This is a genomic window from Marinobacterium sp. xm-m-312, from assembly GCF_013283295.1.
GTDB lineage: Bacteria > Pseudomonadota > Gammaproteobacteria > Pseudomonadales > Balneatricaceae > Marinobacterium_E.
The window spans coordinates 53,519-67,106 of record NZ_WBYS01000006.1 but is presented as its reverse complement, the minus strand read 5'-3'; the positions used below and the strand labels follow the sequence as shown (position 1 = coordinate 67,106).

The 13,588-nt window shown below is 46.6% G+C and carries 16 protein-coding genes; 4 read left to right on the top strand and 12 right to left on the bottom strand.

Features of this window, described 5'->3' with window-relative positions; translation table 11 throughout:
• The first annotated feature begins 32 nt into the window (after positions 1 to 32).
• From XMM312_RS08690 to XMM312_RS08675, 4 genes are all read left to right on the top strand, one after another.
• Positions 33 to 383, top strand: a complete 351-nt coding sequence (locus XMM312_RS08690; protein ID WP_173483736.1) for a cupredoxin domain-containing protein — start codon at positions 33 to 35, stop codon at positions 381 to 383.
• 20 nt (positions 384 to 403) lie between these two features.
• Positions 404 to 634, top strand: coding sequence for a DUF2933 domain-containing protein (locus XMM312_RS08685; protein ID WP_371743482.1), 231 nt, complete (start codon positions 404 to 406; stop codon positions 632 to 634).
• A gap of 32 nt (positions 635 to 666) precedes the next feature.
• Positions 667 to 1,017 (top strand): hypothetical protein, encoded by a 351-nt coding sequence (locus XMM312_RS08680; protein WP_173483737.1) that lies wholly within the window; start codon positions 667 to 669, stop codon positions 1,015 to 1,017.
• A gap of 104 nt (positions 1,018 to 1,121) precedes the next feature.
• Positions 1,122 to 1,577: a c-type cytochrome gene (locus tag XMM312_RS08675; RefSeq protein ID WP_173489090.1), complete on the top strand. Its 456-nt coding sequence runs from the start codon at positions 1,122 to 1,124 to the stop codon at positions 1,575 to 1,577.
• A gap of 23 nt (positions 1,578 to 1,600) precedes the next feature.
• On the opposite strand, the gene XMM312_RS08670 is transcribed toward XMM312_RS08675, so the two are convergent.
• The 12 genes from XMM312_RS08670 to XMM312_RS08615 form a co-directional block, all read right to left on the bottom strand.
• A complete protein-coding gene (locus XMM312_RS08670; protein WP_173489089.1) occupies positions 1,601 to 2,500 on the bottom strand; it encodes a copper resistance D family protein in 900 nt (299 codons plus the stop codon).
• 49 nt (positions 2,501 to 2,549) lie between these two features.
• Positions 2,550 to 2,897, bottom strand: a complete 348-nt coding sequence (locus tag XMM312_RS08665) for a copper resistance CopC family protein (protein WP_173489088.1) — start codon at positions 2,895 to 2,897, stop codon at positions 2,550 to 2,552.
• Between the two features lie 37 nt (positions 2,898 to 2,934).
• Positions 2,935 to 3,348, bottom strand: a complete 414-nt coding sequence (locus tag XMM312_RS08660) for a cytochrome c (protein WP_173489087.1) — start codon at positions 3,346 to 3,348, stop codon at positions 2,935 to 2,937.
• A 45-nt stretch (positions 3,349 to 3,393) separates the two neighbouring features.
• Entirely contained in the window at positions 3,394 to 4,119 is a 726-nt protein-coding gene (locus XMM312_RS08655; protein ID WP_173489086.1) for a cytochrome c biogenesis CcdA family protein, read from the bottom strand.
• Between the two features lie 2 nt (positions 4,120 to 4,121).
• The gene (locus XMM312_RS08650; protein WP_173489085.1) at positions 4,122 to 5,513 is read right to left on the bottom strand and encodes a multicopper oxidase family protein; all 1,392 of its coding nucleotides are present in this window, start codon (positions 5,511 to 5,513) and stop codon (positions 4,122 to 4,124) included.
• Positions 5,513 to 6,313 (bottom strand): DsbA family protein, encoded by an 801-nt coding sequence (locus XMM312_RS08645; RefSeq protein ID WP_173489084.1) that lies wholly within the window; start codon positions 6,311 to 6,313, stop codon positions 5,513 to 5,515. The genes XMM312_RS08650 and XMM312_RS08645 overlap by 1 nt, the downstream gene beginning before the upstream one ends.
• An 806-nt stretch (positions 6,314 to 7,119) precedes the next feature.
• The gene (locus XMM312_RS08640; protein ID WP_173489083.1) at positions 7,120 to 7,671 is read right to left on the bottom strand and encodes an Ivy family c-type lysozyme inhibitor; all 552 of its coding nucleotides are present in this window, start codon (positions 7,669 to 7,671) and stop codon (positions 7,120 to 7,122) included.
• 143 nt (positions 7,672 to 7,814) lie between these two features.
• Positions 7,815 to 8,327 carry a retropepsin-like aspartic protease gene (locus XMM312_RS08635; RefSeq protein ID WP_173489082.1) on the bottom strand — a complete coding sequence of 171 codons (513 nt, stop codon included), beginning with the start codon at positions 8,325 to 8,327 and terminating at the stop codon, positions 7,815 to 7,817.
• Positions 8,328 to 8,338: 11 nt separating this feature from the next.
• Positions 8,339 to 10,675, bottom strand: a complete 2,337-nt coding sequence (locus XMM312_RS08630; RefSeq protein ID WP_371743480.1) for a DNA polymerase II — start codon at positions 10,673 to 10,675, stop codon at positions 8,339 to 8,341.
• Positions 10,668 to 11,663: a diphosphomevalonate decarboxylase gene (gene mvaD, locus XMM312_RS08625; protein WP_371731727.1), complete on the bottom strand. Its 996-nt coding sequence runs from the start codon at positions 11,661 to 11,663 to the stop codon at positions 10,668 to 10,670. The genes XMM312_RS08630 and mvaD overlap by 8 nt, the downstream gene beginning before the upstream one ends.
• Positions 11,660 to 12,583 carry a mevalonate kinase gene (mvk, locus tag XMM312_RS08620; protein ID WP_173489081.1) on the bottom strand — a complete coding sequence of 308 codons (924 nt, stop codon included), beginning with the start codon at positions 12,581 to 12,583 and terminating at the stop codon, positions 11,660 to 11,662. Before mvk ends, mvaD begins: the two co-directional genes overlap by 4 nt.
• Positions 12,580 to 13,587: a mevalonate kinase gene (locus XMM312_RS08615; RefSeq protein ID WP_173489080.1), complete on the bottom strand. Its 1,008-nt coding sequence runs from the start codon at positions 13,585 to 13,587 to the stop codon at positions 12,580 to 12,582. Before XMM312_RS08615 ends, mvk begins: the two co-directional genes overlap by 4 nt.
• Position 13,588: the final 1 nt, after the last annotated feature.

Sequence of the window (13,588 nt, the reverse complement as noted above, 5' to 3'; positions counted from 1 at the left end):
TTAGGCGCTAAAGCGCTGGGGAGGAGTAACCGATGATACTCATTAACATAGCAGGCCTAGTACTAATCGGGCTGATTATTTGGTGGTTCTGGCTCTACAAGCCTGTAGCCTCGGTTGCGTCAGAGAAGCAGACCATAAAAGTCGCTGACGGTGTGTATACACCCGCACATATCAAGATACCGGCAGGCAAACCTGTAACGCTCAATTTTTTGCGCGAAGATAAAGCGCCCTGCTCTGAAATGCTGCTGGTACCAGACCTCGCCATTAGCGAATCGCTACCGATAAACAAGGTAAAAGCGATCCATATTCCGGCGAGCCCTGCGGGTAACTACGCGTTTCATTGTCAGATGCAGATGTACCGCGGGGATATCACGGTTGAATAGTCTGATAGGTCAAGGAGGTAATGATGAATAAGAAGTTCTGCTGCATGGGGCTGAGCATAAATAAATGGCTACTCATCACGATCGCGGCGATCGGTGGCTACTATTTGTTTAGCGAACATCAAACACACCTGATTGAGTATTTACCCTTTCTAATTTTTTTACTCTGCCCGCTAATGCATCTGTTTATGCATCGCGGACACAACCACTCTCATAAGAGTTCGGTTGACAACCAAGATAGCAAAACGTTTTAAATTTTAAGTAACTACCTTAGAGGAAAATTATCATGAGAAAACTAATCACCATTCCAGCGTTCGTCTTCGCAGTTTCAGCCACTTCATTAACATTCGCCAATGAGGATCATCACAAGGGGAGTGAAGCCAATCCAGCCTCGATGGATCAATCAAGCGAAATGATGGATCCGGAACACTGCGACGAAATGATGACTCAAATGGAGAAGATGCATGAAATGATGGCTCAACATATCGATATGATGAAACAAAATATGGATATGATGCGAGAGTCAGGTATGGGTAATAATATGCGTGCTAACGGCATGAAGCTTGACGAAGAGATGATGAATATTGAAGAGATGCCAGCTGGTGGCAAAGATACAATGATGAATCACAGTAAGTAACCTCTACTTCTTGGGCTCTGAGGTTGTTGTTTCAGATAATCAGAGCCCCTATAAATACACTTATAAGCACTAAAGAAGTCAGTAAAGATGCTATCTGGTGAATTATGAACAATGGAACAAAAATTGGGCTAGCAGCCGTTGTAGTGGTGTTAGGAACCACCGCTGCATTCCTTCTGACGAACAGTGCTCAGGGCAAAATTCCCTACACTGATGCCAAAGCTGTGAGTGCAGGTAAAACGATTTATCAAAACGAGTGTGCCAGTTGCCACGGTGCCGATCTGAGGGGAGAGGCAGATTGGCAGAAGCGTGACGAGAATGACTATCTGCCAGCACCACCGCACGACGAAACGGGACACACCTGGCATCACGACGATGCGCTTCTGTTCCAGTTAACCAAAGAGGGTGTGCAGTCGATCGCCGGTGCGGATTATAAGTCAAAGATGCCAGCTTTCGCCGGAAAGCTGACCGATGACCAAATCTGGTCGGTTTTGGCGTATATCAAAGCCCAGTGGCCTCAGGAGATAGCACAACGGCACACCCAGATTTTCAAAGATAAATGATCGTCTGAGCTATCACGGATGCATCAGTGAACCGGTCCCACTAAGGTGGTTAAAACAGTTGTTATTGCAAAGATTGATGCCCCGATGATCTTTTCCAGAAAGATAGAACGCTTCAATACACCCGCATCCTGGGTGTGTTGAAGCCGGGGTACCAACACCAATTTATGAATCGCGGCCAGCGACAGAATTACCCCTACCAGAGCGACTTTAACCAGAAGTAAAATGCCATAATCGCTGGTAAAAAGATTCGACCAACCGGTCAACTGGTAGCTCATATACACGCCACCAGCAAACAGCACCAGTACGGCCGTTACCGCTAATTGACCGAACCGATCAAGCAACCGGTAGGCTTCGCTAAATTCAAGGTGATGACAGGCCAACCAGAGTGGAAAGAGCGAACCCATCCACCAGGCGGTCAAAACAACATGGATTGTCAGAACACTTTGAAATAACAGCGGCTGTTCAACTGCATGCCCTGCCTCACTGAAAGACAACGCCATAAGGCCCATACCGGCCAGCACAAAGAGCCCCTCAATCAATCCGAGCTCAATACGTTGCTCACGGCTTTTACTGCGAACTAATGCGAGAAACAGAAGACCCACAAGAAGCATTAACAAACCGATGCTTCTCAGAAACAGTGCTTCGCCCAGCGGCGACTCCCACAGAAATCCGATCATATCGGGATCGAACATCCCGCTTAACCCTTCGTCATAGGCCTCGCCCACCCGGACCAGAAAATGAAGAATCGCGGCACTGACCGCTAACAGTGTCGCTATCAGGGAGTAACGCATCAGCGCCGGTTTAAGCAAAGCCTGCTGCTGCATCAGCCACAGACTGGCTGTACCGCCAATCGCGGCCGCAGCGCCCAGATAAAGTAACCAGCGTGTACCAACAACAAGACCGTCCCAGACACTCAATTCCATACGTTAACTCCCTTTACTCGCTTTCTTATGGCCGCCCTACTTTGTAGAGTTACTCCTGCATAAATCCAAAATCTCCCTTCATCATATGACCATCCTCGCCCATGGCTTTCCATTGAACGGTATAACTACCGGGTTGTAGCGCTTGAAACATCGACTCAAAGTGAGTCCCAGCTTCCGTAGAACGCTCAAAATTAACCGGTACAGAATTCTCTTCTGAATCGAGTACCTTGATACTGATCAGCTTCGTAGGATTCTTGAAGGTCAGCTCAACGCGATCTGTCGGTTCCGACATTGACGCGCCATTGGCGGGAACGGTTTCATGCATAACGCCATGCGCGAAAACGTTGGTAGATAGCCCCAGAACTGAGCTTAGAAGCCCCAGTTTCAATCGTTTCATCTCTTTTCTCCTGATTTAGTTTGGATGTACCCGCCCATTACATATTGTGTGCCCGGCGCTCCACGCCATTTTGAACCTGAACCTCGCGAATAAATTCGATCACAGCCATGGTTTTTGCAAATCCGATTTTTTCTTGAGCAGGCATATCACCGTAGGGCCAGTGATGCTGTCTAACGCCATTTTTGATCGCACTAATAATTGCCTGATTTGAGTGGTGTCCTGGATTATAAATATCATGGATTAATGGAGGTCCCTTTAATGTTCCTGCCCCATTATTTCCATGACATGCTGCACAAGTCTCGTTAAATACTTGCTGCCCATAGGCCGCACGTTGGGATAACTCGCCCACTTGAACGTCAACGTGCCCCTCCCGATGATCAGCCTTTGCGGTAACGGCTGCGCTAGCTATAAAAACTAAAAAAAGACTTTTTATGTAATATTTTACTTTCATAAACCTACTTCCAATTCTCACCTAAGAAATTAATGAGTTTCTCTTTTATCCCAACGTATCTAACACTGGGAAAGCATCCATCATCCAAACAGCAAAAAGTGTTAATCGCCCTGTCACCATAGCAATACCCATAATGACCATAGTGATACCAGCAGTGACATGAAGCTGACGGCTAAATCGACTTAATTTCGTCATCCGCTTTTTGAACGCCCCCATAAACATTGCAACCAACAAAAATGGAATTGCCAACCCTAATGCATAAAAAGTTAAAAGAAGGACCGCTGCCTGAGGATCAGCGTTAATAGAGCTCAACGTCAAAATCACAGCTAATATTGGCCCAATACATGGGGTCCATCCCAATGCAAACGAGATTCCTAAAAGAAAAGCAGTTGTTGGATTACTTGAACGAATAGCTGGATGGATTCTTAAGTCACGATATAACCAATTTATCTTGAGGACACCTGCCATAAATAGGCCAAAGATTATTACGAGGCCTCCTCCAACAATGTTAGCCTCATAACGATATTCAGTTAAAAGCATTCCTAAGAAACTAGTACTTGCACCCAAAGATACAAATACGATTGAGAAACCCATAACAAAAAATAAACTCAGAAGCATATGAGGCCAGTGATGCTCTGTAGATGATTTGTTATTTGCCCCTGCAACAAAAGATAAGTACCCAGGTACTAATGGCAACGTACATGGAGATAAAAAGGATATAAGCCCGCCTGTAAAAGCTGCCAATAAACCGAGTTGATTTAGAGCTTCCATGATTAACTAACCACTTTTATCCAGCTAACCATGCCGGCGGCTTGATGTTCTATCATGTGACAGTGCAACAACCAACTCCCCGGCTTGCCTGCAACAAACCTTATTTTTGCATTCTCTTTGCTATCCATAAGCAATGTGTCATGCCAAATACCAGAACTATACCTAGGTGATTCAGCCTTAAAATGATGACCATGGAGATGCATGCTATGAGCCCAAGCAGTGTTGTTTCTAATATCTATTTCAACTAAATCACCGGAACGGACCTCTAACAACGGCTCTATAGGGCGATTAGCCACTCCATTAAAAGCCCAGATCTGATTATGGCTAATCAGTTCCTGCATGCTCATATTTTTCCCATCATAGATAGCTTGTCTCAGCGATCCCATGGCCCCTCCCTGCATATCTAATACCGCCGAGATTTTAGGCTTATTAATAAAACTAACTTCATCGATGGGATTTGAGGGTAGAGTGATTGGTGGATAGTCCCTAACATTTTGAACGGTTCCAACAACATCCAGCAAAGCCATATCTATGGGTCCTGAATCGGTTGGCATTTGAATAGCAATGCTACCGCTGGCATTTTGTGGAATATCGATAGCCAAGTCATACCTCTCTGCGGGAGCAAGAAGTAGGGATTCATCTAGAGGTTTTGGAGTAACTAAAGGCTGGCCGTCTTTAGCTAAAATCCATGTAGCTTTAACAGGAACATTAACAGCAAAGATGCGAGCATTGGCTGTGTTAAGCAGTCGCAACCTAACTCTGGAGCCGGCTTTAACGATATAGCTTGGACGTACCTGTTTGTTAACCGTTAGGAAATTACCTAAACGCCCTCCATGTGCCCATTCATGCATGGCACCAAGACTTTCTAAATCAAGCTGTTTTGACTGATTAATTCGCCAGTCATCAATTGCTAAGTGAATATCTTGATCAACGTCCACCGGCGAGTTTTCTTCAACAATAATAGGTAAGTACAGTCCCCTAGCAAGTTGTTCATAAGTTTTATGGTGTGAATGTGCCCAAAATGTACCTGCATCTGTAGGTGTAAAACGATAGGTAAAGCGCTCCCCAGCCGGAATTGGGGCTTGTGTTAATCCGCTCACCCCGTCCATAGCATTCTCAATACGAAAACCATGCCAATGAACCGTACTTGGAACGGGTAAGCTATTCCAGACTTCAATCTCAACAGGCTCGCCTTGCTTTAAGCGAAGAAGATCTTGGCCAAACCCCCATAAATTTATTTGGTTCTCAATGTCATCAAACCAATTTCTCTGTTCTGAACGCAACACAAGAGAAAAACGTCGAACACCATCATTAGAAGGTAGTGCAGCTAGAACTGGCTTTGCAGCCAAACCCAAAACACTGTATGCGAGTAACTTTCTTCTAGATATTTTCATTACTGAACCTGTTTAAGTTGTTCTAGGACCTGCTCCAATTTTTCTAGAGGCTGGGCTCCGCTAACTGGAATAATCCGTCCAGATGCATGGTTAACAAGGAAATTACCCGGTGTTCCACTAACTCCCGAGGCAACACCATTTTTGTAATCACTCAAAACCTTTTCTTGGAATCGTCTATCGGCTAGACATTGTTCAAATGCGTTTTTTTCAATTCCAAGCTCTACTGCTAATGGAGTTAGGTTTGAAATTGGAAACCCCTTACCATTTGATTTAGTACGTGCATATATCGCATCTGAGTAAGCCCAAAATACCTTTGTTCCACCTAGATAACCCGCACACTCTGCTGCTTCAGCTTCGGTCTGCGCACCAGGGTTATGAAAATCCAACGGGAAGTGTCTATAGACCCAGTTAACCTCTGGATGTTTGTTTGTAAATTCAATCGCTGTTGAATGAAAGCGTTTACAGAATGGGCACTCATAATCGGAATACTCAATTAAAGAAAACTGAGCGTTTGTGTCTCCACGAATATGATCACTCTCAGGGTTAACTGGAGCTAAATTAGCCGCTATCTTTTCTAGAGCTTCCTGTTCTCTTTTAGCTCTCTGATTGGCTTGCTTAGCCACATATCTATTAATAGATTCTTCTACTCGTTTATCGAACTCTTCACTCTTAAGATAAGCCTCTAAGCGTTGATCCACTAACAGCTCTATTTGAGCTGCTTGATCAGAAGCACTTGCCGTTTGAAGTTGAAGAAACGAGATAAAAAAAATGGCAAATAATGAATACGACAATCTAAACATAACTACTCCTAAAACAGTGATTAATCGACACTTAAGATCGACCAAATTTGTACAATTCAAGAGAAGTTATACGCGCGGAGGACGAGTGGACTCTAGATAAAATCCCGCTTGAGGGGCTTTAGTTTGTGGAGTGGGTATAAAATACTCGCTGATAGATGGCGAATAGTTTCGGATGAGACTAGATAAACCTACGGAAGATGCACAGTGAGAACCACAGCTTGGCTGAGACTGGTCGCAGCAGTTAACTTTTTCAATAGATAAGGAATGGACCACAGAGTGCTCGTGCATTGACATACCATCAACTGTAGTAGATGCGAATGAAGGGGCAAACCCTGCAAGCAAAACTAAAGCAAAAAATGTGGTGATGATAAACTTCATTTAAATGGCACGAGCATAAATAACACTTAAACATTATTTAATAGTCAGTAGCTGACTATTAACTGAAAAAATTACTAACACACTTCAGAGACTGCTTAGGGTCGTGAATTGCCACTCAGCCCTAATTTAAAGCGGACGGATTTAGCATCTCTAGGTATTTGATTATCCATCCGTTCACTACCCAAGCGCCTAGTTACAAGAACTCCCAGACATGAACTTATCTGTACGTTCATGTACGTCAAAACACGTTCTGTGTATGGGCTTGTATGTAAAGGTTCCTGGATGGGAACGCGAGAGCTAGGTGTATGGTCGTGTAGGTAATTCAGGAGGACTAGTTTAGTGTATGTACCAGTAACAATGAGGGGCTATTACCGGCACAGAGCAGTCATATAATGATCACATACGCTTTGCAGACCATGCTAAGCTTTTTATGAACCCTGCTCAGCCAGATCTTCTTCAAGTTTGGCTCTGCATAGGTCCGCAAACTGAGTCAGAACATACAGTGGCTTATCCCCATCATAGAACGTTAGCTTCACGCCAAACTGCCGAGTAACTTCGTCGAAACTGGTCAGCAATCCATGAGCGAGAGGGCAGGTTTGGGAGACGACAAACTCAAATTTGCTGCCCCAACAGTTGTGAGGCTCACATATACTATAAATTTCAAAAACGAAACCGCCTTCCTCGACGAGCTCAACCGGATTTTCTACTGCACCGTTGTCCAGGTATTCAGCCAACCACTTCTCTACGCCAACTTCGCCTTCAAACAAACTATCCCACTTCATCCGGTAGTCTGGTTTATCAATGACATTGAAGAGATAGTCAGGCATTGGTTTTTCTAAAACTTCATAGAATTCGTTACGCTCTGGGTTATCTTCCGCATAAACAGGCACAGTTGTAACTACTGCAAGATGAATTGCAAATATTAAGAGCAGTTTTTTAATGGCGGTGTAAAGTAGGTCTATCATCGTTTTTGATTCCATAACCACTTCCTAGAAACGTTATTAATTTGATTCTAGTACAATTAAGGGCTGCTTTGTGCCGTTTTTCGTTCCTAGCCCAGTGTCTCAAATGGGTCGAAAGCCGACGTCAGATAAGAACCGAAATCAGCCAAAAGCATTACCTCTTAAGGAACACGAAGCTCCAGCTTTCCGTCGCTTTGAACAAGGTCCAGGTGTTTCAGAAAACTCATTCCTAGCAGAACCATCTGACTGTCTAGCTCAGGTACAATCATTGCCGGTACGTTACCCATGGAGAGCCCACCCAAGCTAACCTCCTCTAACTGAGTTAAATCAACGGGTACTCGTCCATTGGCGGTTATCGCAAAGCTTTTGCCCTGACGGGGTAACGAGAGTTCATTGGCCAGGGCATCAGAAAGTGACACATAGGTCGCACCGGTATCAACCACAAAAGAGACGGGGTAGCCATTGATGGTGCCTGGTGCTCGATACTGCCCTTTTCGATCGGCAATAAGGCGAACTTGATCGGTGCCGTTCGCCAAAGATAGTTGTGAGTTGGGATAGTCGCGCTGCTCAAGATAGGTGTTAAAGCCATAGGTAAGCATCACTAGAATAAGAATCCAGGTCATATGCGCAGAAAAACGGGCCATTTTTCGCTGTGTACTCGGAACCTTATTCACACAAAACCTCTCTAGAAAAGCGCTCTCTGTTTATCTATCAGATCATTAAAGCTGGCACCAAGAAAGGGTAATACTGTATCAGCGACCGGCTCTAACTGTTTAGAGACATAGTGTTGATAATCAATGATTGAACTACGACAGATGGTTGGTTCTGGACCGTTAATCGTCATGACGTACTCGATAGGGTCGCCTCGCCCTAGACGCAGGTTTAACCCCTGCTTCTCTAGGTATGATTGCATTTTTTTAGCCGCTTTCACATGCGGTGGATTACTGGCCTGATAGGCATCCAGAGGTCGTCTTAGTCGTCGACGATAGGTCAATAGATGATCCGAGTTACCGCTGAGCAGTTGCTCAGTGGTCTCAACGACTAGATCGCGCCAAGACTCGTCATTGAATATTCTGGACAACAACTCTGTCTGGAACCTTTTCGCCAAGGGTGTCCAATCTGACCGAACCGTCTCCAACCCTTTAAAGACCAATTGATCTTCACTACCCGATCTCTTTAGACCCGCATAGCGCTTCTTAGTGCCCTTTTCAGAGTGACGCATGGTTGGCATCAAAAAGCGTTTGAAATGACTCTCGTATTGCAGTTCAAGTGCACTCTCTACACCGTATTGCTGTTTAAGGTGATCTCGTAACCATTGGTTGGCTTGATCTGCCAATTCAGCACCGTACTGCGCCATATCACTCTGTTGGCAATCATCGCCCAACCAGACAAAGACTGAATCGGTATCACCATAAATCACCTGATGACCCTGTTCAGATTCAAACCATTGTGCGGTTTTTTGCAGGAGCTCATGGCCCCTCAATGTAATTGCTCCCGATAGGTTCTGATCATAGAAGCGACACACATTGGACCCTAATACCCCGTAGCAGGCATTCATCTGTATTTTGATCGCTTGTGACAACGCAGAGTTACCTTGCGCCTTAGCTCGATCTCGGGCTAACCAAAGCTCTTTGATGATCGCGGGAAGAATCGCCACATCAGAATTGAACTGCGCACCAAAAAAGCCCGGTACTAATGACGCCTCTGAGGCCTCACCCGCCAGAGCGAGTGCTAAAGGGTCCACTGAGAAGGTACGAATGATACTGGGATAGAGGCTCTTAAAATCGAACACTAACACATCACGATAGAGACCGGGTTTAGACTCCATGACAAACCCACCAGGCACAGAGAGGTCACTGCGACCAGAGGCATAAGGAGGTGCAACATAGCCTGCGCGATGCAGCTTAGGCAGATAGAGATTATCGAATGCCGCTTGGGAACCACCCACTTTGTCCAAGGCCAAACCTGTAAGACGAGTGCGTTCGATCAAATACTCAAGCAACTCAGCTTTTTTGAAGATCTCTAACACCAATCGACAATCTTCAATGTTATAGGTTGCTAATGCTTGTTTATCCTCTCTAAAGAGCTGCTGAATCTTCTCGCCACGATCATAGGGGTTATCAATCGCTTTACCACGCCCCAAGAGTGACTGAGCGACACTCTCCAGGCTGAAACTATCAAATTGCCAGGTGGCCCCTTTTAAAGTCTCAATGCCGTCGATGGCAACACGACCAGCAATACGACTGAACCAACGACCATTTTGACCAACATCGACCTGCATTTCACTGCTATCGCGTCCAAGCTTGAGCCCTACACGATTGGCCTTAGCTCGCCGAGCGAGCACGCGCAAATCAAAGCCAATCAAATTCCAGCCGACGATCAAATCAGGATCCCACTCTGCCACTATCTCGACAAAACGCTGAAGCAGAGCTCGCTCATCCGAGCAGCCTTCACACCAGGTCAGATCGGGCGCCTCACCATTAAACAGCACGAGACTCTGATCGCCCTGCTGCAAGCCAATCGAGAGCAACTGATTAGCATTTAACGTTGTTTCAATATCTAATGAGAGAAGCTTTAAATCAGGTGTAAAGTCACAGGGGCGCAACTCTAGCCCTTTAACACTTTCTACCTGAACAGCCCCGGTGCGAATAAACCGTTCCATCAAATAGCGATCAACCGGCCTGATATCCTCTTCCATGAGAGCAATCTGCACCGCCTCGAGTCGCTTTAACACTTCCCAGTAAACTTTTAGGCTTTGGCAGTAGAGACCCATGACAGGTTTTAAGGAGAGGGATTTCAGTTCTAAATGACGCAGCGTCCAACCCGATATATCTTTCAGACAGGACTCAATAGCAGCTTGATCAGTGGCAAACACAAAACAGACCGCCTCTGCATTCGAGACAGTAACCGCATGAGCACCCTCCACCCCAGTCAACCAGAAGGTGTATTCAATGCCCTGCGGGCCATCGCGCTGGGTTCGGGTGAGAGGGAAGCCAGTGGTTGGCATAACCGCGCTAGACACCGAAAGGGGTGACTACCTCCAGTTCAGGGAAGTGAGTCAATAGGTCAGTTAAAGACTCTTTCTGGAAAAGAAGCTTCAAGTTAGGGCCTGCATCCATGGTGAAATAGACCTCCAACCCCTGCTCACGAAGGTGCCATACCTTGTGCATCGCCTCTAACGACTCTGGCTGCCAATAGACTAGCGGAGGCCAGCTCGAAGCAAAGGTGGCATGCATCGACATGGCGTTATGCTCCGCAGTAGAACCCAACAGGGTAAAGTCCTTATCTGAGATCGCCTGATGCAGTTTCGACAGATCGGCATTCGCTTGTGCAGGCCAACTGTTATAAAGGTGAGAGGTCTCTTTGGTGCGCTGCATCCCAGATCGGCTATCAACGGACTTCTCGCCGATATCCACTTTGACCAGACCGATTCGAAGATCATCCCAGGTCGCATCAATTGGATGAGCATGACTGTCCAAACCATCTTCGCGATGCCCCATATGCCACTCTACAAATCCATTAAAGATGGATCGACAGGCACTGCCACTTCCCATACGAGCAATCATTGATAGCGCTTCATTGGAAAGCTGCAGTGATAGTGCATCGTTCAGCGCCAACGTCAGTGCAGCAAAGCCGGAGGCTGAGGAAGCAAGACCTGCTGCAGTAGGAATGTTATTTCGAGTCTCCACTCTGAAAGCAAGGGACTTGCTACCACGAAAGAGATCGATGAACTGACTAACGCGACCTGCAAACTGTGAATCCTGGTGCATCTGTTGGCCGTTTAACCAAACCTCATCAATCGGCTGATCAATTGGCGTCACTCGAGTTCTAGAACCCAAATCATTCAATGAGACAGAGAGGGATGGGTTGATCGGCAAATTAAGCTCAGCATCACGCTTGCCCCAGTACTTACACAGAGCGATGTTACTCGGAGCAAAGTGTTCCGATGATGCAGAAACAGCCCCCAACTCGGGTAGCACTTTAGTCAGCACTTCTTGCTTAGTAATCACATTGACTCCTGTTTCAGACCTTCACTGTGTATCGAGACGGGCAGATGTTGATAAGGGATCTCTGAAGGATTGGTCAAACCTAACGAGATAACAGAGTCACCCAAACCAGACCCTGAAATCTTAGCACCCAGAACACCAGACTGCTGACGCATTCTAAATTGCAGGTCTGCCAAATTAGCATCACACACGCCTAGCGCATCCATTAGGCCTGAGTATTGATCCATCAATTGCCCTACTCGGATCCACTCTTGTGACTCTATCGCCTCTTCTGCTGCGCGAGTCACCTGCCCCATCAATTGATAGATCGAGGCGTATATAGCGGGATCGGCCTCAGCTCGCTGATTAACCAAGGCAATCACATCAGGCGTTTTCATCTTGTAACCGACATAAAAGAGATCAATGTCAGGAGTGCCTTTCAGTGGACGAACCTTGGCACCGTTCATTTCATAGGCGATCAAACCACCCCATATTGAAGCGGCCAAATCAGTGCCGGAACCACGACCAAATTGAACCCTGTGAACAGCCTCTAGAGCCAGCTTGAATACCTGATCATTGGTAACCGGCTCACCACAGAAGTTTAACAGACAAGCAAGGGTTGAAGCCGTGACTGCGGCAGATGAACCCAAACCAACTTGGTCAGAAAACTGGCTGGAGACTTTTAAATCAAACCCCTGTTTTAACTTCGACTGACACAGCTGAATTGCAGCGACCATAAAGCTAAACGTTGAATCGTCTGTTAACTCACTCAAAGCGCTCTGATAACGACCCAGTTCCGACTCGATAGTGACGACCTCATCCACTCGCGGGATCAAAGAGACAGACAGCCTGTTACCAACGGCCAGTGCAATAGCAGGTTGGCCATGCAAGATGGCATGCTCGCCCATTAACATCAGGTTACCGGGTGCCGAATAACAGATCATACATCGTCTCCGAGAGTGACACCCAAACCATCCGACTCAACTCGCCCCCAGCGCATCAAAGTCGGTAACTTCAAAGCATCCGGTGTTTGATTGGGCAGATACGCCAGCACAAGCCCACCGGTATCACCCGACACCGCACCAGCACCTGCGATTTTAGCCGCACCGCCTAACCTCTCGATCTGCTCAATCAATGCGGTGACTCGGGCGGGCACCACCCCGATACGGTTTAATAGGCGGTGGTTATCTTGAATCGCAGAGAAGAGCTGATCGAGATCGGTTTGAGCCGTTTCGATGCGGTTCGTCACCGCAGCAAACTCGCTCCATATATCCGACTGCTCAAACTGGGCGCGGACACGCTCGACACAGACACCGGTACTTGTAGCGGGAGTTCCAGTGAATATCCAATACCAATCCTGATTAAATATTTCCGGTAATTCCCCTAATCGACTCGCTTGATCTTGCTCGACTTTGACCAAACCACCCATAGTAACTGTAGCCGCATCAATCAAACTGCCACGACCGTGTTGTAACCGTTCACAGTGTCGCACTTGCTCAATCAAGGTTGGCAAATCTTCGTGTTTGGAGAAGAGTTTCAAAAGCGCCGCAAGCAGAGCGGCAGATGAGCCGATGCCCGCACCAACAGGAATATCCGATTGAATATCAAATTTGCCGCGTGGAATGCGTTCAAGGTTACCTAGTATGCGAGCCACATCAACGGTGTAGAAAATCAACTCTGCCGGTCGAGAGAAGATCTCGCTGATGGAGCGCTCACCTCGAAGGTAGCCATCAAACGCTGCGTCCAATTTGTGACGAAGAGTGGACAACTTCTCCAGCGCCATCTCATGTGCTCTGTCTGGAGCAAACCAGCTAAGACGCGGCAGTAGATCGGGAGTGAAGTTAACGGTTAAACGCTGTTTTACCGAGAATGCGAGAGCTGGGGCACCGTACACAACAGAGTGCTCACCACTTAAAATGATCTTTCCGGGAGCACTCGCAACCGACATG

What these genes read in the sequence shown, in the direction of transcription:
- XMM312_RS08685 (WP_371743482.1), top strand. Translation starts at nt 404, where the DNA reads ATGATGAATAAGAAGTTCTGCTGCATGGGGCTGAGCATAAATAAATGG.
- mvk (WP_173489081.1), bottom strand. Translation starts at nt 12,583, where the DNA reads ATGATCTGTTATTCGGCACCCGGTAACCTGATGTTAATGGGCGAGCAT.
- XMM312_RS08665 (WP_173489088.1), bottom strand. Translation starts at nt 2,897, where the DNA reads ATGAAACGATTGAAACTGGGGCTTCTAAGCTCAGTTCTGGGGCTATCT.
- XMM312_RS08675 (WP_173489090.1), top strand. Translation starts at nt 1,122, where the DNA reads ATGAACAATGGAACAAAAATTGGGCTAGCAGCCGTTGTAGTGGTGTTA.
- XMM312_RS08645 (WP_173489084.1), bottom strand. Translation starts at nt 6,313, where the DNA reads ATGTTTAGATTGTCGTATTCATTATTTGCCATTTTTTTTATCTCGTTT.
- XMM312_RS08670 (WP_173489089.1), bottom strand. Translation starts at nt 2,500, where the DNA reads ATGGAATTGAGTGTCTGGGACGGTCTTGTTGTTGGTACACGCTGGTTA.
- XMM312_RS08615 (WP_173489080.1), bottom strand. Translation starts at nt 13,587, where the DNA reads ATGTCGGTTGCGAGTGCTCCCGGAAAGATCATTTTAAGTGGTGAGCAC.
- XMM312_RS08640 (WP_173489083.1), bottom strand. Translation starts at nt 7,671, where the DNA reads ATGGAATCAAAAACGATGATAGACCTACTTTACACCGCCATTAAAAAA.
- XMM312_RS08680 (WP_173483737.1), top strand. Translation starts at nt 667, where the DNA reads ATGAGAAAACTAATCACCATTCCAGCGTTCGTCTTCGCAGTTTCAGCC.
- XMM312_RS08650 (WP_173489085.1), bottom strand. Translation starts at nt 5,513, where the DNA reads ATGAAAATATCTAGAAGAAAGTTACTCGCATACAGTGTTTTGGGTTTG.
- XMM312_RS08655 (WP_173489086.1), bottom strand. Translation starts at nt 4,119, where the DNA reads ATGGAAGCTCTAAATCAACTCGGTTTATTGGCAGCTTTTACAGGCGGG.
- XMM312_RS08690 (WP_173483736.1), top strand. Translation starts at nt 33, where the DNA reads ATGATACTCATTAACATAGCAGGCCTAGTACTAATCGGGCTGATTATT.
- XMM312_RS08660 (WP_173489087.1), bottom strand. Translation starts at nt 3,348, where the DNA reads ATGAAAGTAAAATATTACATAAAAAGTCTTTTTTTAGTTTTTATAGCT.